The organism is Anaerocolumna sp. MB42-C2 (assembly GCF_030913705.1).
Lineage (GTDB): Bacteria > Bacillota > Clostridia > Lachnospirales > Lachnospiraceae > Anaerocolumna.
Genome location: NZ_CP133190.1, coordinates 4,846,387 through 4,868,494, shown reverse-complemented (window position 1 = coordinate 4,868,494; position 22,108 = coordinate 4,846,387). Strand labels below are relative to the sequence as shown.

The 22,108-nt window shown below is 37.8% G+C and carries 15 protein-coding genes; 4 read left to right on the top strand and 11 right to left on the bottom strand.

Annotated features, from left to right (window positions below; genetic code table 11):
* Positions 1 to 73: 73 nt before the first annotated feature.
* From RBU59_RS21540 to RBU59_RS21530, 3 genes are all read right to left on the bottom strand, one after another.
* The gene (locus RBU59_RS21540) at positions 74 to 1,921 is read right to left on the bottom strand and encodes a sensor histidine kinase (RefSeq protein WP_308144533.1); all 1,848 of its coding nucleotides are present in this window, start codon (positions 1,919 to 1,921) and stop codon (positions 74 to 76) included.
* A 131-nt stretch (positions 1,922 to 2,052) separates the two neighbouring features.
* Entirely contained in the window at positions 2,053 to 3,180 is a 1,128-nt protein-coding gene (locus RBU59_RS21535) for a glycosyl hydrolase family 8 (protein ID WP_308144532.1), read from the bottom strand.
* 347 nt (positions 3,181 to 3,527) lie between these two features.
* Entirely contained in the window at positions 3,528 to 5,147 is a 1,620-nt protein-coding gene (locus RBU59_RS21530; protein ID WP_308144531.1) for a response regulator transcription factor, read from the bottom strand.
* A 522-nt stretch (positions 5,148 to 5,669) separates the two neighbouring features.
* On the opposite strand from RBU59_RS21530, the gene RBU59_RS21525 reads away from it, so the two are divergent.
* Positions 5,670 to 6,443, top strand: coding sequence for a helix-turn-helix transcriptional regulator (locus RBU59_RS21525; protein ID WP_308144530.1), 774 nt, complete (start codon positions 5,670 to 5,672; stop codon positions 6,441 to 6,443).
* 120 nt (positions 6,444 to 6,563) lie between these two features.
* On the opposite strand, the gene RBU59_RS21520 is transcribed toward RBU59_RS21525, so the two are convergent.
* Both RBU59_RS21520 and RBU59_RS21515 read right to left on the bottom strand, forming a co-directional pair.
* Complete coding sequence (locus RBU59_RS21520) at positions 6,564 to 7,637, bottom strand: Gfo/Idh/MocA family protein (protein WP_308144529.1); 1,074 nt, start codon at positions 7,635 to 7,637, stop codon at positions 6,564 to 6,566.
* Between the two features lie 2 nt (positions 7,638 to 7,639).
* Positions 7,640 to 8,806, bottom strand: coding sequence for a Gfo/Idh/MocA family protein (locus tag RBU59_RS21515; protein WP_308144528.1), 1,167 nt, complete (start codon positions 8,804 to 8,806; stop codon positions 7,640 to 7,642).
* Positions 8,807 to 8,980: 174 nt separating this feature from the next.
* Here RBU59_RS21515 and RBU59_RS21510 point away from each other — a divergent pair, with 174 nt between their 5' ends.
* Positions 8,981 to 9,745, top strand: coding sequence for an AraC family transcriptional regulator (locus tag RBU59_RS21510; protein ID WP_308144527.1), 765 nt, complete (start codon positions 8,981 to 8,983; stop codon positions 9,743 to 9,745).
* Between the two features lie 107 nt (positions 9,746 to 9,852).
* Here RBU59_RS21510 and RBU59_RS21505 read toward each other — a convergent pair whose 3' ends face one another.
* The 4 genes from RBU59_RS21505 to RBU59_RS21490 all read right to left on the bottom strand — a co-directional run bounded on the left by RBU59_RS21505 (position 9,853) and on the right by RBU59_RS21490 (position 15,289).
* Positions 9,853 to 11,403, bottom strand: a complete 1,551-nt coding sequence (locus RBU59_RS21505) for a glycoside hydrolase family 43 protein (protein WP_308144526.1) — start codon at positions 11,401 to 11,403, stop codon at positions 9,853 to 9,855.
* Positions 11,404 to 11,694: 291 nt separating this feature from the next.
* Positions 11,695 to 13,383, bottom strand: coding sequence for an extracellular solute-binding protein (locus RBU59_RS21500; RefSeq protein WP_308144525.1), 1,689 nt, complete (start codon positions 13,381 to 13,383; stop codon positions 11,695 to 11,697).
* A gap of 47 nt (positions 13,384 to 13,430) precedes the next feature.
* Complete coding sequence (locus RBU59_RS21495; RefSeq protein WP_308144524.1) at positions 13,431 to 14,318, bottom strand: carbohydrate ABC transporter permease; 888 nt, start codon at positions 14,316 to 14,318, stop codon at positions 13,431 to 13,433.
* A 17-nt stretch (positions 14,319 to 14,335) separates the two neighbouring features.
* Positions 14,336 to 15,289: an ABC transporter permease gene (locus RBU59_RS21490; protein ID WP_308144523.1), complete on the bottom strand. Its 954-nt coding sequence runs from the start codon at positions 15,287 to 15,289 to the stop codon at positions 14,336 to 14,338.
* Positions 15,290 to 15,642: 353 nt separating this feature from the next.
* Between RBU59_RS21490 and RBU59_RS21485 the strand changes: the two genes are divergently transcribed.
* Together RBU59_RS21485 and RBU59_RS28850 are read left to right on the top strand one after the other, a co-directional pair.
* Positions 15,643 to 17,922, top strand: coding sequence for a helix-turn-helix domain-containing protein (locus RBU59_RS21485; RefSeq protein ID WP_308144522.1), 2,280 nt, complete (start codon positions 15,643 to 15,645; stop codon positions 17,920 to 17,922).
* 92 nt (positions 17,923 to 18,014) lie between these two features.
* Positions 18,015 to 18,200, top strand: a complete 186-nt coding sequence (locus RBU59_RS28850) for a helix-turn-helix domain-containing protein (protein WP_442871717.1) — start codon at positions 18,015 to 18,017, stop codon at positions 18,198 to 18,200.
* A 94-nt stretch (positions 18,201 to 18,294) separates the two neighbouring features.
* Here the strand turns inward: RBU59_RS28850 and RBU59_RS21480 are convergent, their stop codons facing one another.
* Together RBU59_RS21480 and RBU59_RS21475 are read right to left on the bottom strand one after the other, a co-directional pair.
* Positions 18,295 to 20,106, bottom strand: coding sequence for a family 43 glycosylhydrolase (locus tag RBU59_RS21480; RefSeq protein ID WP_308144521.1), 1,812 nt, complete (start codon positions 20,104 to 20,106; stop codon positions 18,295 to 18,297).
* 133 nt (positions 20,107 to 20,239) lie between these two features.
* Positions 20,240 to 22,075, bottom strand: coding sequence for a glycoside hydrolase family 36 protein (locus RBU59_RS21475; protein WP_308144520.1), 1,836 nt, complete (start codon positions 22,073 to 22,075; stop codon positions 20,240 to 20,242).
* Positions 22,076 to 22,108: the final 33 nt, after the last annotated feature.

Genomic DNA, 22,108 nt, shown 5'->3' with positions numbered 1-22,108 from the left:
AAATATTTCTATAACTGTTTATTTTGTATAGATTCATCTATTTATTTAATATCTCTAATATCTTTTTCTCTTCCTAACATAAATCTATTCTTGATAATCCTGAAAGATTTTCAAGGGGGATTTGAATTGTAATACAGGTTCCTGCCTCCCTTTCACTTTCAATAAAGATTTTTGTTAAATTTCCGCAATATTTTTTCAGTCGGATACATGCATTGAGCATCCCAAGGGAGGAAGCTTTTTGCAGATCATCAATACTCGCTTCATTTAATATTTTTTCCAGTTTTATAACCTGATCCTCCTCCATACCCACACCGGTATCTTCAATTTCAATCCTCAAGAAATCATCTTCTACATTAATTGACAGAAAAATAGTTCCGGAATGCCCTTCCCTGTTTAGTCCGTGAACGCAGGAATTCTCTGCAAAAGTTACCAAAATAAGACTTGGAATTTTATAGAAACGGCACTCCTCACTAATCCGTATTTTATAATTAAAACCATCTCCGTAACGGTATTTCTGTAACTCCAGATAATCCCTGACAAAATCGATTTCCTGCTCAATTGTAATTAGGTCGGATCCCCATTCGGCGCTTTTCCTCATTAATTTAGCCAGACTTTCTATCATCCGGGAAGTCTCCTCTTCCCCCTTTATCAGACTCCGCATACGAATACTCTCCAGTACATTAAACATAAAATGAGGATTTATCTGGCTATATAACGCCAATAGTTCGGCCTGCTGCCTGGCAAGATATAGTTCCTGCTGTTCCAGCCGGCTTTTGTATTCGTATTCAATTAGAGTTTTCATTCTAACTGCCATAAGATTATAGTTATCCAGTAATTCCCTGATTTCATCCCTGCCCTCACACTTAGGAATCAGTTCAAATTCTTCACCTTTCATTTTTTTCATGTATTTTCCAAGCAGTAGTATTCTCTTGGAAATAGAATTGCTGAATAGAGAAAGCATAATCGCCGGTATCAGTGCATCCGCCAGAAATAAAACAGCAATCAACCCAAGGTTTTCTTTTAACATAGACCTATAATTAGACTTATATCCCCTCAGATAAACGTCAAAATCAAATCCATAAGCCGTGGAGGATTTATGAATCTGAATATCTTTTTTGGGGATTCCGGATATATTATTGAAATCTACTTTCAAATTCTTATCCGTGATGTCGTTACTGAATATTATTTTATCACCATGGCACACATAAACTGTGGTATTAAATGCAGAATTTTTAATCGCTTCTGCCATCTTATTGTAATTCAGATCAAGTTTTACGATTTTCTCGTTTTTACTCATCTCAACGTAATTTAATTTTCGGATTATTGAGATCATGCGGTTTTTTTGATTTATATCGATGGATTTATTAAAATATGGATAAATAAAAAGATCTTCCTTTGACCTTATAAATTCTTGGTACCACTCTTTTGAGCGAATTGTATCCATCCGATAATATCTGCCTCCGTTAAGCATGGTGGGATTATCGGAATATAAGGTAATATCACTGATTAAATACTTGGAGCTTGCATAAAATATATAATTATCAAAAACCTTGTTATATTCCTGCAGAAATTTACCGTTGCTTAAGTATCTGGTATCCAGGAATTTATACATGGAACTGCTGGCATAAATATCCACCGTTAAATATACCGCATTCTCTATGAAAGATGAGATATCCTGTGAGACCGAATCAGCAATATTATTAATATTTTCAATACTTTCATCATAAGAAGCTTTCATGGCATTCCCTATGACAAACAGATTCGTTAGTATTACAGGAACCAATACGCAGAATACATACAAGTAAATAGTTTTTGATCTAATATTATGGTTATTGATATTTATCAGAGCTCTTTCGTACAATATACGGAAATACCTTTTTATTTTCCTTATAATATGATAGTTTGACTTTTTGTAATCCATGGAATATCTCCCCTATTTTTATCCTCTAGAAGGTAATCTTTAAACCATCCTAAAGTACGAAAGAAGAAAAACCTAAGGTACTACCCCTGGCTTCATCAGGGGTACGTTATGTAAATCAGCCTGACAAAAACTTAATAAATCCTGTATTTTCCTGCTAACATAAGCAGTGAGAAAAAATACAGACAATTATCATAATATCTGCGTTCTCCTCTTCGAAGAGGCATATCCCAGAAATCTTTAACCCACTGAAGATGATACTTTCCTTTCGTAGCTAAAGATCCGGCCGCATTGGCAGCGACTATGGCAACCGGATGTAAAGCCGGTTGGTCCAGAGCCCTTCCGTCAAGGAGATAATTGTGGTATTCTAATAACTTCGTATGTTCGCTAAAAAATGTCTGTAAGCGGCAGACACACTCCCCCAGTGAATCATCTTCTCCAAACCAGGCTGCTTCCAGTCCGATATTCATAGCTACACGGTATGCATCCGAGTAAAACTGTCCATCGTGAAACAGCCGCTTTGGAGTACCGTCATATTCAGCATACTCCGGTGCCATTCCGGTAAGCGGATGGCAGGATAATTTAATATAATTACGGCTGGCTTCTGTCGCTTTTTTCCAGAATTCCCGGTCTTCTTCTGCTGCCCTTATTGCAAAAAGTTCATAAAAATGAGGCAGGTGATAAGACGGGTCTGAGAATTCAGCATCCGGCACAAACTTTATGTAATAGTTAGCAGGATTCCACATGGGACTGCCCTCACTTACATATTCATCCTGATGCAAGCAATGTTTTAATATTTCTCTGGCCTGTTTGTCATAATCAAAAGGTTCTTTTCCGTCTCCCCAGCGTTTACTGGCAAAAAATAACGCCATGGCAAAATATTCTTCCCCGTCCGGTGCAGGTCCCTCTGCATTTTTCTTTCCCTCCGTCGAAACGGACCAGGCAAAATACCCTTTAAATTTACCGCTGCTCTGATACATATAAGTTTTGGAAAAAAGCCACAGACGGTCAAATATATCTTTTCTGTCCATCTGAACCGCCATCATCATTCCGTAACTCATGCCTTCCGTCCTTGCATCGTTGTTGCCGGTATCCAGCATATACCCCAAAGTTTCCCCTTTTTCAAAATATATCCTTTCTTCCGGGTCAAAAAACATGGTATGAAAGGTCTTTTCAATCCTTTTGTCAACCTCCTCCTTTGTGATTCCGATTTCTTCAAACAAATTTGGATAAATTCCTGTGTAAAACGCACCGTTATGCATTGTCCCTCTCCTTATAAATACTTATTATTGATTAGAATTCGAGTGACAAAAGGTCAATTTTGCATTTTGAATGAATACCAGTGTATATATATTCAATTGAGCTGCCTTTCCCTCGAACACTATATTTTTTACAAGCCCCTAACGTCTCAAAAATCAAGCCGCTTGGCTTGATTTTTGGCCAGAGTCTTGACAAAATATAAACAGTGTCCTCGGCCGGTCGACGCAAAATCGAATATATATACACCGGCATTCATAAAATAAAGGTTAAAAGACCTTTTGACACTCGAATCCTATCTTATTATTGATATGTACGATTCTATCCGTTTCAAACACTCTTTATATTATCTTTATTGATTCAGGTTTCTTTTACGGAATCTGGATGGAGTCATTCCGTAAATATCTTCAAATTTATTTATAAAATATTCAATATTCTTATACCCCACATCCTCAGCAATCTCATATATCTTCTTATTGGTGCGCAGCATTGTTTCTGCCGCTTTACGGATACGTACAGTATTCAGATAATCCTTAAAGGTGCAGCCGTAATTTTTTTTAAATACCTGTCCCAGATAGGCGCTGTTAATATAATATTTCTCCCCCAAGGATTTAAGACTTAGATTTTTAGCATAGTTATTCTCTATTTCAGTTTCAATCTGATTTATAGTCCCTTTCGCGGTATTTTGTCTTAATTGCATCAGGTAATCCGCATATTCCATTGCAAAATGTAAAAACTTTAATTCATTTCCCTGAATTTTATCCGATGAAAATACAGCATCTTTCATGTATTGCATAATCTCATCCTGATTAATATTTGCATCCAGTTCATAAGCCAATCCAAGCAGACGATATAAAAGATATTGAATATTCAGTCCGACAGCTTCCGAATCCGTTCCCTGATCCATCATACGTCCGTATATAGCTTTTACATTTTTACTTATTTCAGAATGGTCTCGGATTTCAATAAAATGAATTAAATCATCCAGCTCCTTACGCAAATAATCCTGTTGAAGACCTTTAGCGGTTTCTTTCTTCCTGTCGGTAATTACCATATTGTTCAAGCTTTTCCGGGAAAATCGAAAAAGCCGCATCATATTTGCCTCCCGGTAGGATTCTGAGATATTGCAGATTCCATTGACTTTACTTCCAAAACAGGCCGATATCGTATATCCGATACGTCCTGTTAATTCCATCACCAGCCATAGTGTCCAGTCTTTCTGGGACATATTTCTGTCCTTACCAAGGAAGTCACAGTATATAATTCCAATATCATAACATTCCGTATTTTTTGTGACATCAAAAATAATGTGATCCGCCCGGTCTTTTAATAACAATCCTGCATAATGATACAGTTTCCTCTGCTGTTCCCTTTTTTTATCATCCGATAATAATATAAATCTTTCATCCCTTAGCGATAGCTCCAAATGCAGATAGGATACATTTTCCGATAATTTCATTTTGTTCCGAACATAATTTAAATTAACAGCATCATACTTTCCCCATATCAGAGCCATCAGATTACAGTCAAGAAACGCTTTTTCATAAACCTTTTTATCTTTCTCCCTGCCCGCTTCCCTGCGGTATTCGTCTATGATTCTGCGAAGTGCCGTAAGCAGTTCGTCTTTTTGAATTGGTTTTAAAATGTAGTCACAACAGCCATATTGTATTCCTGTTTTTGCATACCGAAAATCGTAAAACCCACTTAAAAATACAAATTTTGCATCGCTGATTTTATTATTTTTAACATAAGTAATAAACTCAATTCCATCCATCTCCGGCATCTTGATATCTGATAATATCAAATCATACTCCTGCTCATTAAGTTTCTGAATCGCATTTCTTCCATTGGAAGCTTCTCCGGCGATACAGTATCCCTCTGCTTCCCAATCAATCAGAGCATTAAGACCTTTTCTGATAAAAGGTTCATCATCTACCAATAGAACATTTAATAACGAATCATTAACTGCCATATGAAAAAATGTCTCCTTTCTAAAAGCATATTAAGATTTTATTTTCGTTTATACAGTTTCGATGATATTACAGGTGCAGTTATTCCGTTACTGTTCACAGGTAATAAACGCGACGTGTTTTTTGTGAGTGTATTATCACAGAAAACCGGAGAATTGCAGCGTAGGAACGCTTCCTCTGCGTTTTGTGTGCAGCGCGAAGCGTGTTATAGTTCACGGAACTGCTGCTTTTGCAGGGGAGTGAACAGTAACGTTATTCCCCTTATAGGTTAAATTATATAAACTTGTGATTTGATAAACAATGTTATATAATTGTAAATAATTGATATATAATTGTATAAATAGATAATTGCGAAACTCAAAATTTGTATTAATATGACATGCGATTCATACAATTTTAGAGCTGAATCTTGCCCCTAAAGGCAACTGAAGCTATAAAATTCGTATGAATTGTATGGAATATTTAGATAACTATGTTGTTTCGCAATTACCTAAATTGTATAAATGGTAAGAGGAGGCAAACGGATGTATATCCATTATATAGCTCTTAACAGCATACACGACAGCAGTTTTGTGATGGACAGGCCAAGCGGAAGAATCGATTTTTTATTTCTTTATCTAAAAACCCCCTGCACATTTGTAGCAGGAAACCAGGTGTACACTGTCACCAGTCCTTCCGCTGTACTTCTTGACAGTAATACTCCCCACAAGTATTTTCCTACCGGTACCAGTTATATAGACGATTATCTGCATTTTGCACCGGATGAGCGGGAAGCTTTTCTAAAAGAATTGACATTTCCTTTGAATATCCCTCTACCGGTATCGAATGATAGTTTTATTCAGGATATATTAAGACTGATTGAGAAAGAATTTAACCCGGAAAACAAAAACTCCAGTAAAGTATTTACCTTATTAATTAAAATCTTGATGATCAAGGTTGGAGATGAATGGAATCAGTATCAGAAACAGACTGTCAACATTCCTCATTATGATGATTTGTTAACAGTCAGAAACCAGATTTTGAATTCACCGGAAAAAAACTGGAAGATTGAAGAACTGGCGGGGTTGGCCCATCTATCCCATGCATATTTTCAGGTTATGTATAAAAAAGCGTTCGGTATAACCTGTATTACCGATGTAATTAATGCAAAGATCGCCCAGGCTAAAATTCTATTAACTTCAACAGAACTTCCGGTAAAACAGATTGCCCAGGAACTTGGTTATAATGAAGTATACCACTTTATCAGACAATTTAAGAAAACCACAGGAATTACCCCCGGTGCATTTCGAAAAAAATGAATCTCTTTTCGTATTCTTCGGAATCTATTTTACTAAACATATAAAAACAACCAATTTAAAAGATATAAAATATATCTGTCTTCTGAATTGGCTGTTTTTATGTTTTATACATCGTTTTATCTATTTAAGTTTTACTGACTGCATCTGTGCCTTAACACATAATTCCGCTGCTTTAAACGCATGTTCCTGGGTCATTGCATCTTCTGTTCGATGCATACAATCCAAAATTAGTTGTCCGAAATACGGATATCCTATTTTTCCCTCAATATCATATGTAGTTTCTTCCTTCTGATTTGCCAGAAATACTTTTCCACCCTTAGGTGCTATACCGATATTGACATATTTTCGCAGCTCAATATAACCCTGTGTACCCAGAATAAAAGTTCTTCCGTCACCCCAGTTGGAAAGCCCATCCGGTGTAAACCAGTCCACTCTGAAATAACCGCTGGCTCCATTATCTGCCACTAAAACAGCATCTCCGAAGTCATCCAGCTCCGGATAATTAGGGTGCGCATAATTCGCTATCTGACTGCGGACGACTGCCGCATCCTTTGCTCCGGTATAAAAAAGAAACTGTTCTATCTGATGACTTCCGATATCGCATAAAATTCCACCGTATTTTTCTTTTTTGAAAAACCACTCCGGCCTTCCCGGTGCACTAAGCCGGTGCGGTCCCATGCCAATGGTCTGGATTACTTTACCGATTGCTCCCTGCTCAATCAGCTGACCGGCAAATACGGCATCTTCTACATGAATTCTCTCACTGTAATAAACCGCATATTTTCTGCCGGTTTCTTTCACTTTTGCTTTGGCCATTTCCAGTTGTTCCAGGGTAGTAAGCGGCGCTTTATCCGTAAAATAATCTTTCCCGGCATCCATAACCCGCAGTCCCAATGCACAACGTTCCGAAGTCACTGCGGCACCTGCTACCAAACGGACTTCCTGATCACTTAGAACTTCTTCTTCACTGCGGGCACGTTTTGCCTGAGGATACATAACACAATAAGTATCCAGCTTCTTAGGATCCGGATCATAAATCCATTTTAAGGTTCCTCCAGCCTCTATTAGTCCGTTACACATACCGCCGATATGTCCGTGATCCAGACCAACTGCAGCAAACATGAATTCTCCTTTTTTTACAACCGGATTCGGTTTTCCTTTCGGCATATAGTTAAATCCGTCTTTATTCTGCATAATTAACTCTCCTTGTTATCATAATTGCTTCCAACCGTAATTTTCTCATTGTCAAAATTTGCAACAGAAGCAGTTTTATTATAGAAATGAATCGCATGTTCTTGTATACCCTTAGCGGTATAATACGGATCTTCTCTTTTAATGGGTAACGTAACCGTTTTTTGTTCAAAACCTGCTTTATAGATTGCGGTGATAAGCTCTATGGTCAGACGACCGCTTTCTCCTGTAATCAGCGGCTGCCGCCCGGTTTCAAGTGCCGCTAATACATCTTCAATTTCTCCTTCATGTCCGGTATGGGCAAGAGGTGGCAGGCTTTCGAACTCTTTCGTTAACTCTTTCTCCAGACCCTCCGCTCTTTCCGGGAATCCGTTAGAAGCAGAAACGGAAGCCCTCACTTTCCAGGGTGCAGATATTCTTGCTTTTTCTCCCTGAAATATGATTTGCTGTTCTTCACCGTGATGAATTACAGAACTGGTGATTTGTGCAACCGCACCTTTTTCATACTGGAGAGCTGCTATGGAGATATCTTCGACCTCCGCATTATCATGGGCCGCATTACTTAACAGGGCCTGTACTTTCAGTGGTAAGCCAAGCATCCATCCCAGCATATCAATATGATGTACCGCATGATTTAAGGTACAGCCACCCCCTTCTTTTTCCCAAAGGCCACGCCACCACAGGTCATAATAGCAGTGTCCCCGCCACCAGTGGGAATCAATCTGGGCATGAAGCACTCTTCCGATCTTACCGCTGTCCAGTATCTTCTTTAGGTTCCATATGGAATCCTTGAAACGGTTCTGTGCAATTACTGCCAAAACCTTATTATTTTGCTTTTGCGCTTCTATCATCCTGTCACACTCTTCCAGGGAAGCTGCCATAGGTTTTTCTACTATAACATTTTTTCCCGCATTTAAACAGTCAATTGCTATTTCAGCATGGCAAAAAGGAGGCGTACAAATGCTTACTAAATCAAAGTCAGCTTTTTCTAATAATTCTTTGTGTGAATCAAAGATTTCCACATCCAAACTAAATTCTTCTGCTTTTACCTTGCACTTCTCCGGATAAATATCGCAGAGAGCCGTAATTCTGCATCTGTCCGGAAATGCCAGATAAGCCTTGATGTGAGACGGCGATATATTGCCGGTTCCTATTATTGCTACTCTAATCATGATTTTCTCCTTAAGGTATTTTAAATAATATGATTTATAGATGTATTTTACTAATTATAAAAAATTTTTTCCATAAATGGAATATATTAAATTTATAATAATTAAAGATGTTTTTAATCTTTTACAAAATATGTTATACTAATACCGTATTGTATTATCGAAAGGAGACTACAAGTGAATTTCTCAGTTTATCCGACTATGATATATTTTGTCCAGAAAGAATGCTCTACTAATTGGAAGTTAAATGGAAGACATATTAATTTTTGTGACTTAGTATTTGTACAAAAAGGCTCAGCAGATTACATAATCGATAATAACCGTTACCATGTTGAAGCCGGAGATGTGATCTGCATTCAGCCTGGAAGCTCACGGATTGCCAGTACCACCGGTATGACTTGCGTTTCGATTGACTTTATAACCGATGAGAAAGATCTGCCGTTAAACCTCCCTCATGTAACCTCCGGTGTGGATTTAACCGATTTCGAACCCTTGTTTAACTCCATTAAATATGAGTGGTTATTGCAAACCGAAGGATACCAGTTAAAATGCCAGGCACTTTTTGGTATGATTTTATACAAACTTTTATACCAAAAAAATGTAACTGATGAAAACCCTCATATCAGAACCATAAAGAAATATGTTATCGAGTATTATCAGGAGCCTATTACCGTTGCAGAGATGGCAAAACTAGTCAACCTAAATCCGGTTTATTGCGGTGCGCTTTTTAAAAAGGAAACGCATAAAACTATTCAAGAATTCATAACTCAGGTGCGTATCAACAAAGCCGCCAATCTTCTGCAGCTAAGTGAGCATAATGTAAGTGAAGTCGCTGCACTTACCGGCTTTAATGATATCTATTATTTTAGTAATACCTTTAAGAAAATCATGAACATATCACCCACAGAATACCGGAACAATCATATCAATATTAATTATTAAACTGAAAAATGGTATATCATAAACTAAATATGTCTATGGTATACCATTAGATGAATGCCTTTATTTACAGCAGAAGTTTTCTTTCGGCTGCAGATGGAGACACTTTATTATTTCAAACAACCATATATGAAATTATAATAATCGGCCATACCGCCGGTTTCCTTGGTGGAGTACAGGAATAATCCAACCCGGCAGCCCGTAAAATGATCCAGCCTGAAATATAATTGGTGTTTGATTCCTAGTCTGTTCCACTGTCCCTTATCCAGGTAATAGAATTCTGCTGTATCAACATTAGTTTCAAAATCAGCATAAACCTTTAGGGTAACCTTATTGCCCAAAAATGGAATCCGCCCAAATTCTCTGCCGGGCTTTCTGTCTCCTCCCGGTTCCCCCCATATACTCTCCACAGGGTCCAGTTCTTTTGCTACCATAACCAGATAATATTTCTCTTCTTCTTTTGTTAATGCAATGAATCCATAACAGCCCTGTAAGGCACAGATTCCTGCATAATCCCCGTTCTTAAGCCTGCCGCCGTCAACCGTTACCGTCATCTCACAGGCCGGTCCCGTCATACGCTGGGTTAAGGTGTTTACCGCCAGTCCCACATTCGGACTTATTTTACCGGAATGAATCCGAAGTACTCCCGGCTTCTCCGTTAACGACCATAAAGTATGCTCCGGGGTATGGTTCCATTCCCATACATTTTTTAAATGTACCTCCCCATTCTCATCCGGTTCGTAATAAAAACTGTCACTTTCCGTAAGAGGTTTATAAACGTAACCGGGCCGGGTACTTTTCACTTCTATATTTAATGGGACCTTTCCCTCAATTCCCATAACAGGAAAATCATCTACCCAAAACACCGGTACCAGTACAGGAATACGTCCTATTGCGCCATGGTCCTGAAATAACATGGCATACCACTCTCCATCCGGCGTATCAACGATTCCTCCCTGGGCAACCCCGGCATTGTTATAACCCATATCATCATCCAGGATGTCCCCTCCGGTAAACTCACCCTCCAAAGATTCCGAAGAAAAGCAGGACTCCACTCTCCGTCCGGTTCCGTCAGACAGCCAATGGATGAAAAATATATAATATTTTCCGTATATTTTGTATAAATGACTGCCCTCATATCCCAATCGAATATCCTCTTTATCTTTTACGATCATACGGTGAAGGCCGTTAATCTTTGGACCGTTTAAATCAGCATCCAATTCCGTCAGATAGATTTCCTTATTACCGTAAACGATGTATACCCTGTCATCGTCATCAAAAAGCAGGGAACAGTCATGGTAAAATCCCCTGACATTTTGTTTTCTCCAGGGCCCCATAATATCCTCGGAGTGATAGAGATATGTCTTTCCCGTATCATTGGCTACAAAACATACATAAAAAGTACCTTTATGATAGCGGAGTGATGCCGCCCACATCCCTTTACCATAGATGCTTGAATCACCGGCAAGTCTCTGCCCGGGAGTATTATCTAGTTCATCATATACGTGGCTGATTATCTCCCAATGGATTAAATCAAAGGAGCGTAATATTACTCCCCCCGGCATAAAATGCATGGTAGTGCTAATCATATAATAGGTGTCTTGTACCCTGATAACATCCGGATCGGGGAAATCAGAGTATATAATCGGATTATTGTTCATATGTATGTTATTCCTTTCAGTGAATTTATTAAATGGGCATACAAGTAATGATTCTTCAAGCTATAATAACTGCTGAAATCTTCTTTATTATAGTTTACTTTAATAAGCTTATTATAGTAATTTGTGAATTTAAAATCAATGATACATAATTGCATTAAATTGAATAATAATTCGATTTTATTTTCCGTTATAAAGGCTGTTGCTGAAATAATAAATTATAGAAAATGAATTATTATTCCGGCGACAGCCTCAGCAGATTACCTATTATTCCACTGTTTGGTTCTGCAGATATTATTTACTCGCATACTGATTGTCATAATATTCTGTACGCTCCTTAATAATATCATCATAACCAACATTTTTTAATTTTTCCTTAAACTCTTCTAAGGTTGCATCAAATTTATCCGGGGCGCAGGTTACCAGTTTTACAAAATACTCATCCCTGATTACACTGATCTCTGTATTTTTTTCCGTATAGGTAGGCGCAGTAAAGGTCGGATCAAATCGAATGGTTCCTGCAACCGCATTTTTATAATTATCAAGTACATAATTTTCATATCCAGGTGCTTCTTTGGAGGTAGCAGCCGCGAATTCGTCTGCTGTTTTATAATAGCCTTGATTACCGATTAAAAATAAGTCATGTCTGGTCCAATCTTTATCTTTTGCATTATAATCGGCATCAATGACACAAGGAACACCCTGATCATCATATTTAAAGTGTTCTCCTTCGACGCCATGGAATAAGGTGAAACCGCCTTCCTTGGTGCCTAACCAATCCAGATAAGTAACCGCAGCTTCTACATTTTTAGCAGATTTTGGTATAAACAGGTAAGCACCGTTGATTGGATAGTTTTTATTATAAATGACCCCATCATTAATATTCTTCACAGGCGGGATACTGATTACATCCGCTTTAGGGTCAGTAGACTGTAATGCTTTTAACAGGCTGCCTCGAAGGTTGTCTACATTGTAGTTTACATTGGATTCGAAACAACCGATTTTACTGTTTACAAAATCTTCTTTTAAAGCATTATCGTTTGTTGCATTTACATAATATTCCGGGTCCATAAGCCCTTCGTTATACAATTTATTTATCCATTTAAAATATTCCCCATACCCTGTATCCGCGTAAATTAAATCAGTTGCAGAACCGGCTTCAATATCATAAGTTTTCTCATCTGCAACGTTCTTTAGAAAAGCAAGAGACATTACTCCATGTGGATCACTAGATTTCGTATTGGTTGAAAAACCTGATGCAAAAGCATCCGGATGTTTTTGTTTAAATGCTTTCAGTACGTTATACAGTTCGTCAACTGTAGTAGGGATTTGTAAACCGATTTCCTCCAGCCAGTCCTTGCGAATAAAAATATTGGAGTTAGCCGTTGTGGAACGTCTTGCTGCAATCCCCCATAAAGCACCGTCCTTATTCCGTCCCAGATCTAAACATTCTTTTCCGATATACTCTTTCATGTTTTTGGCCTGGTCGGCACCGTCCACATAGGGAGCCAGATCAAAAGTACCTCCGTCATTATAAAAGCCTTCCACTACAGAAGCAGTATAACAGATCATAATGTCCGCGGCGGTACCCGACGCCATCATAAGCTGTGTTTTATTTAATTCTTCTGCTCTTGGAACAGCAACAAATTTAACGGTAATCCCTACTTTATTCATTTCCTCATTGATATACTTCGTCCATTTGTTGTCAATAACAGTGCTGCCCTCCGGTGCGTTACTTCTGTCAAACACTTCCACAGTAATTGTAACATTATCAAACTTCTTTGATCCATATGTGGTCGAAAACTTACTGTCCCCGCTTTCTCCCGAAGTTTCAGACGCAACATCCGATGAGGCACCCGCCCCTTCCGTTGTACCGGCTGCATTAGTGCTTTGGGATTTTTCCCCGCCTTTACCGCATCCAGCCATACTGAGCACGGTTACCAGAACCAGCAATAATGCCAGTATTTTTCTTGCCTTTTTCATATACCTTCCTCCTAAAATGATATTTAGTGTATATTTAGCAGGTACTGTTAACCTTTTACAGCACCAAGCATAACACCCTTAACAAAATACTTTTGAAGCCATGGATAAACAATTAGTATAGGAATTGTACCTACTACAATACATGCCATTTTCAGAGATTCAGCCATAACCTGGGATCCCAGCCCTTCGCTTCCGGCAGTTCCCAGTTCATCTGCAAAAAGGAGACTTCTTAATCGAAGCTGAAGTGTAAATTTTTCAGGCGACTGAATATAAATCAGCGCATTAAAATAATCATTCCAATATGAAACTGCGTAAAAGAGACCTATCGTTGCAATAATCGGCAAAGACAGCGGTAGTACAATTTTCCAGAGGATCTGTACATCGGATGCACCGTCCAGATATGCAGCTTCTTCAAGACTGTCAGGAAGTTCCCTGAAAAAGGTTCTCATAACGATGAAGTTAAATACACTTACGGCTGTTGGGATATAAAGAGCGGTAAGCTGGTCAAACATCCCTAATTCCTTTACCACCAGAAAAGTCGGAATAATACCACCGCTGAAATACATGGTAAACAGGATCAACCCGGAAATCCATTTACGTCCTTTAAGCTTATCCTTGGAAAGCGCATATGCTGCGAATATAGTAAGAATAAGTCCAAGAGCGGTTCCTAACAGTGTTACCAATACCGTTACTCTCATGGAAATCCATATTTGCCCTCTGTGAATAATATCCTTATAAGCATCTATCTGAAATTCTATGGGCAAAAAGGTAACTTTTCCTGATAATACCGCTCTGTTACTGCTTAAGGAATAAGCAACTACATTTAAAAACGGATATAAACAAATAATAACTATAATAGTCAACACCGTATAATTTAACACCGTACCAAGAGAAATGGAATTCAATTTTTTTCCTTTTTTTCTTTTACTTATCATAAGATTACAAGTCCTCCCTATATAATTCCCTCTTCTCCGATGCTTTTTGCGAAGCGGTCAGCAAAGAAAAGAATAATTATGTTAACAACAGACTGGAACAATCCAATTACCGTTGATAAGCTGTACTCTGCTTTAACGATACCTAACCGGTAAATATAGGTACTTATTACTTCCGATACATTGATAACTTTTGTATTCCCTAAAAGCAGGGGCGCATCTAAACCGATACTCATCATTTTGCTGATGGAAAGAATAAGCATGACAATGACTACTGATTTAATCATTGGTAAAGTGATAAAATAGATACGCTGAAATTTGGTTGCTCCGTCTATATAAGCTGCTTCATATAAGGATTCGTCAATTCCGGCTATGGCAGCCAGATAAATAATGGTTCCCCACCCTATTTCTTTCCATACATTACTTATTACATATGTAAATATCCACCATCCGCTGTTATTTAAAAAAGGAACAGAATTAAACCCCAATCCGGTGAGAAAGTTATTGATACTGCCATCCGTCTGTGAGAATAGATTTGTAGCAATACCTGCAACCACTACCCATGATATAAAATGGGGAAGATACAAAAAGGATTGTGATATTTTCTTAAACGTCAAAGAGCGGATTTCATTGAGCATTAAAGCAATTAAAATAGTAAGCGGAAAATTTACCAAAAGGGTCGTAAGGTTAAGTACTAAGGTATTTCTGGTGGATAGCCAAAATAAATCTGTAGAAAAAACCTTTTTAAAGTTTTCCAATCCAGCCCATGCACTTGCGTTTATTCCTTTAAAAACATTATAATCTTTAAATGCGATGGTCAAACCATACATCGGTATATACTTAAATACGATGTAGTATACAATAACCGGTACTAACATTAAATAAAGCCATTTATCCCTCCATAGATAGAACCAAATTGGTTTGCATCCCGTTTCGGCTCTGGTTCGGTCTTGATTTAATTTTTTTATTCTCATATTTTATACCAAATAAATACCGCAGATTCATCTGAGGTACTGCCACTAAAAGGAGTGTAAGAATTACTGTGTGGCATCCTTTCATAATCTAAATTTTCTTCCACCCTTTAAACAGATACTGCTTAACCCATAAAAACAAATAACCTTGATAAAATCATCCTATTAAACTAACCGATGAATTACAACCGTACGATTCGATTTATAACTATGAAAAACTATCCAGGACCATCAAAATCTATTATTCCAATGTATAATTATCGTCAAACTTGAAAATAACTCCTGAATTATGTTATACTTTAGCTAATGTACTGGAAATATTTTTACATTTAATGGGTAATTATGGGGGCTATTTTATGTTAAAAGAAAAATTAAACGAATATAAGAAAAGAAAATGGAAAGGCTTTCCGCGTTACTTATACAAAATTGTTTTGTCTAATATTTTTCTTATCTTAATCCCCATATGTATCCTGGGAGTTATCTGGTATACCATGATTTCACACCAGGCAGCACAGAAATTTCATCAGGAAAAATCCATTACCCTAAACGAGATTGCATCCGGTATTAATCAAAGAGTGAAAACCATAAAACTGGAGGTTGCCACAGAATCAAGAGAACAAAAATACAGTACTTATACTTATTCCGGTGATTATACCGGTGATTTATCCATGATAGTTAAACGCCTGTATTCTATGACTGAGAAATACCATCTAATTTTCTCCGTCTATTTTTATGACAAACTAACAGGTAAAATTTATAACTCCAAATCAGGGAAATATAATTTTGAGGAGTTTTATGATACTACTTGGATGAGGGATGTTAATGAAGAAATTTACAGCGTTCAACAACTTCCTCTTAGATATGCTTTTGATAATGAAAAACTGTTAAAAAAATTCAATACCTTATACAGTGAGTTTAATCAATTAGTCTTTACGTATATTATAAAAGGAAAACCGGACTTTTACCTGGCAGCTAACATAAGTATTGACAGGTTATATAATGAAATTGCAGATTCTTATAATCTTTATAATGACAACCAGGAATTTTTCTTCCTTGATGAAAGCGGACAATTAATCGATGGTAAATGCAGTTATACGGCTTCTGAAAACCTCCTTAGACTTTCTTCCGATGTTATGAAAAACGGCGTGGCTTATATTATGCAAAATAACCGCATTTATTTCATGAAATCCCTGGATTTCGGAATTTATTGTGTTACCTCTTATCCATTACATAACTCATATCAAGAAGCTCAATATTTAGGAAAATACATTTTTCTTATTTGTATCGGACTTACACTTTTTTTATTAGTCATATCCGTATATATGGCAAAAAGACTTTATCAGCCAATTAATACACTCTATATAGAAATTGCCGATAATTCCAATAGTTTACACAAAGAAAATATTTATGATGATATTGACATGCTGAAACAAGTTTTCCTGGAATTGAATAACTTTAATTCCAACGCCAGGCTTAATCTTAAACAATTTGATGAAATAAGTAAAACCTTCCGTTTTCGAAATTTTTTGGAAAATTACCAATGTCAGAAAGATTTTTTACAAGATCATCCTTTTCTGTTTGACGAGAAGGGTAACGGTTTTTGTGAAATGTTAATATTAAAAATTGATATTACCAATAAAGCCATGTCCGTTGACGAGGAAATGTTGTTTCGTTTGAACCTGCAGGAAGTACTGAGAACTTATCTCCAATCCTCCATGAAAGGTATTCTGACCCAAATTGAAGAAGATAATTTAGTTCTGCTATACGTAGGAAATGAAAGAGAAAGTGTGGAACAAACCAGAAAAGTAATTACAGACACGGTGATAAAATTAACGGATCAGAATGTTTATTTTGCTATTAGCCATCCAATAAAAAAAGTGGAGGAAATCATTCCGCAGTTTCATAATTGTCTTGATTTAATTGTGAATTCCTACTTTTTCAACTGGAAAAATGAAATTATAACCGATGAGAGAGTGGTTAAATTCAATGACAGCGGTGAGATATATAATAAACTGTTGAATATGAATACTTCTTTTATCAGAAGCATTGTGTCTCAAAATGAATCGGAGGTGGACACTATGTTTCAACAATTACAAACTATTTTGAACTCCATACAAAATGTATCTCAGGTAAAAGAGGTTTGTTCCCGTGTAATGGTGGATTTAGATCACGAGTTACATTTTGGTAAATTATTGGAAGTCAATCTGATACAGGCTATAAATGATAATAAAACCTTAATTGAGATGATGCAGTTTATCAAAAAAACATTAAACCTTATCAGTTTTCAATATAAGAACAGTGATGCCAAAGAGAAGAATTATTGCGAATTGGCTAAAAAATATCTGGATGAATATTATATGCGTGATATGAATATTACGGATGTTGCAGATCATCTGGATATCAGTTATTCCTATCTTAGCAAAATTTTCCGTACAAGAACCGGTGTTACATTAACGGATTATCTTAATAATGTACGAATCAATAAAAGCAAAGAATATCTGACCAATACTTTTCTGACTTTGGGCGAGATATCGGAAAAAGTTGGTTATAACAATGCTCAGAGCTATCAGCGATTCTTTAAAAAATATATCAATATAACCCCTGGCGATTACAGAAAGCTTTACAACAAACCGTAAAACCAGGATTATAAATTAGGTGATGAATTAATGCTGCATCCAAACTATACCTCGTCCCTCTTCGGAAAATATACTGGCAATAGTTTAAATGTATCCTGGAATATATCCGGATAAAAAAAGCCTCCGCGCTATTATTGTTCGAACAGAACCTGACCATGTCGGAGATCAGCTATCATGTGGGTTATAATAACGAAAGAAGGCTTTATGACGCTTTTCAGAAACGCTTAAATTGTACGCCGGGGGATTTTAGGAATACATATGCCGTTATAGTTTTATAATTCTAATCCAAAATGCCTCGTATCTTAAAATTATGTGCTTCACCTTTTCCCTTCAATCCTTCTCCGACCCGAAATATATAAATGTTTATCCGGATTATTCTACAATTACCTTTATGGTCACATCCGTCAATTTTGTATTCAGGTCCCTTTCCTGTGCCACATCAAACAGCGGAACTCCTGCATGGTTAATGTGTACTCTGTGCATGGCAGTACACCTGGTTCCGAATTTGACGATTTCCTCTTCTCCGTGATACATGATCATAATGGTTTCATCATTATCCCTGAAAAAGGAATTATGTCCGGGACCGTACACTCCGTTTACGGAAAAATAAGATAAGACCGGGGTGCTTGCTTTCTTCCAGGCATTAATATCCAGAAAATCACTGCCCCGGGGTATGCTAAGAAGTCCTAAAGCATAGGTATATCCGCATGCCGCCCCGCCGGAATAAGTGATATAAACCGTATCTTCTGTTATAAGGGGATAAGGGCCTTCATTATTAATAGTTCCCTGGACGTTCTCCCAGCCAAATAAAGGTCTGGAAAGCAGAACCGGTTCACTGGTCAGTATGGTGGGGTCTGATTCTTCTACCGTGGCTATATAAAGCATGGAGCCGGTATCTAAGGGGGTTCCGATTCCTTTGCGGTAAGACCATACAACACACGAAACACCGTCGGCTCTGAAATATGTCATATCCAGTGTAATACCATCTTCGGTCAGATAAGTCCCGTCCACTTTTTTGATCCGGACAGGCTTTTTCCAGTCGGCTGCCCGTAAGATATTTCCGCCTTTCTTTAACTTCATCATATGGCACTGGGGGCCCCATACACTGCCGCTGACAGCAAAAAGTAAATATAAATCTCCCCCAATCACATGGAATTCAGGTGCCCAAAAAGTCTGGTTAAACCCTCTCTCTTCATCCAAGTCTAAAATAATCGTTTCCGTATACCCCTGTGCAAATAAACCGCTAATCGTATCTGCTTCTCTTACATAGATACCGATGTCATCCTTATTATCATTGGTTGCAATATAATAATATTTGTTGTTCCAGGGCAGAATAACAGGATCTGCATATCCCCTTGCTAATGGAAACATAAATTTCTCCTGTACGACTTTCCCGCTTATTATATAAGTCCCAGGTATGGAAAAGTCAACTTGACTAAAATCCCATTGCACTTTCTTTTCATGGGTGGAGCCATCTGAATAGACAGCAGTTGCTCTCACCGCTTTCAACTGCTCTGCTGATACCGCTGTCACACTGGCTGGAGTACGAATCTCTTTATGGTATACAGGACTCCAGTGGTCTTTTAATTTGCTCCCTGTTTCCTCATCAATGGCCAGTATATTACCGGGAATAATACCGGCTATAGAAACCACAGGCCGTGTAAAGCCGTATGCCTTTTCCGAAACCGGTAATGACACACAGTCCGCTTCCGTCAGGTTCTGCAGACTATTTATGTAATGGTTACCCTCCTCAGACTGCCAGTGAATTACATACTGTTTTTCTTTCTCGTTGTACTCACAGACTGCCTCCTTGACATATGCCTCTTCATGCAGTTTGAGAAGTCCTCTGTACTGAAATGAAATTAAATCTTTAGAGGTCCAAAGCAGGACATGCCCTTTGCTTTCCTCATCCTCCCTGCTATCCGCAGAAATTCTGACGGCAGTAATACCGAAGGCACCGTCAGAAGTACGGAATATATATGGATTTTTAAGTCCCTTTTCCCTGATTACATTATCCTGATTCACCGTTGCCTGTGCAAATAAAATGCCGTAATTACGGTTTAGCAGCTCAAACTCACCGGAATCACCGCTATAGGCAAAATGAATACTGTTACTTAAGGATTCCGTATATTCATTTTGTGGTTTTCTTGTATAAATCAATATTTTACCCTGTAATTGGCTCATTGCATTACCTCTCTTAGACATTTAATATTCTAGTAAAAATATATACAAATCCCTCTGAAAAATCTTTAGATATTTTCTCATAAACTAATACTATTTTGACATACTCATCTGCATTCAGCTAAATAAGGGTATTTTATTCTTCTATAAGAAGCCAGGCCTTTGCACTGAAATCACAATCTATCGCCCCATATTCTCTCACTGTTTTATAATGTTTTAAGTAATCTGTACTGGTCTCTTTTGAATTTTCAAATCGATGAGCAATCACCAGGAATTTATTTTCATATTTTCTGATTACGATCTGCTCTCCCTCAGGTTTGTTATAGCTTATAACCCGGTTTTCGATTTTTATAGTCGTTCCCGACTTTATGATATCAGCTGCCTCTCTGTAGAAATCCATCCCCTCCTCAATTAAGCTCCATTGCTTATCGGTCAGATCATAGATGTCTCCGCTTAAGCACATTCTGCCAAAGAATGTACTTATGATTGAGTAATAAATTCTGCTATCACTGTCGTTTCCGCGCATTACGGCCCAAATCTGGCTTTGAGACGGTTTTATTACCCGATGCATATTTGCCGCTATAATTGGAATGGCGGTGGTTTCGTGGGCATCGGAAAAGCTTGCCTGGGATACCAGTTCCATCATGGAGGGTTCCAGCCTGTGCCCTCCGCTGGAACAGTTTTCTATTACAATATCAGGTATCTCCTCTTTGATTTTTCTGAAAAAATCCTGGGTGGCCAAAATTCTCTGCCTTAAACCTTCCCCAAGACTTTCGGCTCCGTCACAGCCAATACCGATTGTATCGTTATAATCTATTTTAATATAGCCAAACCCGCATTCTTTCAGGGTTTCTATGACCATTTTATGAAGATTCTTAATAACCCAGGGATCGGACATATCCCAAAAACGTTTATCCCCTACCGTCAATACGACACCGTCTTTTTTCAATAAATGTTCGATATTGTTCCAATGTTTTGACAGCCTGCCTACTGATTCCATTTCAAACCAAAGACCGGGAATCATACCGTTTTCTCTGATATAATCCGCAGCTTTTTTCAACCCGCCGGGGAATTTTTCATAATTGACATCCCAATCCCCGATGCTGGCCCACCAGCCCTCATTTTTACCATACCAGCCGGAATCGATTACCAGGTATTTAACAGCCTTATTCTTTAACTTATTGCATATTTTCTTGATGTTTTCAAGGGTTGGGTTACCCCAGGTAGTACAATATTCATTAAACATAATACCCATGTCCAGATCCACTTGGGATATTTCAGGTTTTTGGGCTTTCACCAGTTTGTCACACACCTCATAAAGTGAATTTCCCCTGGCAATGACTGCTTTCGGGGTGGTAAAGGTTTCCCCCGGTGATAGATTCTTAAACCAATGTCCAAAATCCCTGTCTGCAATACCGCCCACTAGTGACAGTGTTTCATCTTCTTTGCACAGAATCTCAATCTGCCAGGAATATGGGCTGTATAACTGAACCGCTGTAAACTCCTGTGTTTCACTGTTTTCCAAAGCAATAAAAGGGAAATACTTCCGCACTGGCATAGAACCTAAATTGCCGAATTTCTCAACCCGCATACCGCACTGGTTCCAGGAGGGTTCTAAATGTAGTTCCATGGTGGTTTCCGTCCTGAGTTTTCCCTCCGCGCTCCAAAAGGACTGAAGTCTATGGATTTTATCCGCTTTAATTCCCTTTATGGCAAAGGAAGAGAGCATCTCCAAGGTTGTACTTTCAGTACCTTTATTCTCAAATAAGGTACTGACTTCAATGGTATCGCTATTATGCACCATATTCATAGTTACATAGTGATTGGTATTATTTTTATAAACAATTTTGTCATCCTTTTTAAGGATTCTCTCAAGCCCTTTTGTGGATTCACTTCCGCATAAGGTCAGTCCGTTGGAAAAACCTCCGTTATGAGCATCTTTTCTTAGTTTCAGTTCTACATAATAATCCATGGTTATGTTCCTTTCTTATATAATCAGGGACTT

Excerpts from the sequence above, each read along its gene's own strand:
- RBU59_RS21540 (WP_308144533.1), bottom strand. The coding sequence starts at position 1,921 with ATGGATTACAAAAAGTCAAACTATCATATTATAAGGAAAATAAAAAGG.
- RBU59_RS21535 (WP_308144532.1), bottom strand. The coding sequence starts at position 3,180 with ATGCATAACGGTGCGTTTTACACAGGAATTTATCCAAATTTGTTTGAA.
- RBU59_RS21530 (WP_308144531.1), bottom strand. The coding sequence starts at position 5,147 with ATGGCAGTTAATGATTCGTTATTAAATGTTCTATTGGTAGATGATGAA.
- RBU59_RS21525 (WP_308144530.1), top strand. The coding sequence starts at position 5,670 with ATGTATATCCATTATATAGCTCTTAACAGCATACACGACAGCAGTTTT.
- RBU59_RS21520 (WP_308144529.1), bottom strand. The coding sequence starts at position 7,637 with ATGCAGAATAAAGACGGATTTAACTATATGCCGAAAGGAAAACCGAAT.
- RBU59_RS21515 (WP_308144528.1), bottom strand. The coding sequence starts at position 8,806 with ATGATTAGAGTAGCAATAATAGGAACCGGCAATATATCGCCGTCTCAC.
- RBU59_RS21505 (WP_308144526.1), bottom strand. The coding sequence starts at position 11,403 with ATGAACAATAATCCGATTATATACTCTGATTTCCCCGATCCGGATGTT.
- RBU59_RS21500 (WP_308144525.1), bottom strand. The coding sequence starts at position 13,383 with ATGAAAAAGGCAAGAAAAATACTGGCATTATTGCTGGTTCTGGTAACC.
- RBU59_RS21495 (WP_308144524.1), bottom strand. The coding sequence starts at position 14,318 with ATGATAAGTAAAAGAAAAAAAGGAAAAAAATTGAATTCCATTTCTCTT.
- RBU59_RS21490 (WP_308144523.1), bottom strand. The coding sequence starts at position 15,289 with ATGAGAATAAAAAAATTAAATCAAGACCGAACCAGAGCCGAAACGGGA.
- RBU59_RS21485 (WP_308144522.1), top strand. The coding sequence starts at position 15,643 with ATGTTAAAAGAAAAATTAAACGAATATAAGAAAAGAAAATGGAAAGGC.
- RBU59_RS21480 (WP_308144521.1), bottom strand. The coding sequence starts at position 20,106 with ATGAGCCAATTACAGGGTAAAATATTGATTTATACAAGAAAACCACAA.
- RBU59_RS21475 (WP_308144520.1), bottom strand. The coding sequence starts at position 22,075 with ATGGATTATTATGTAGAACTGAAACTAAGAAAAGATGCTCATAACGGA.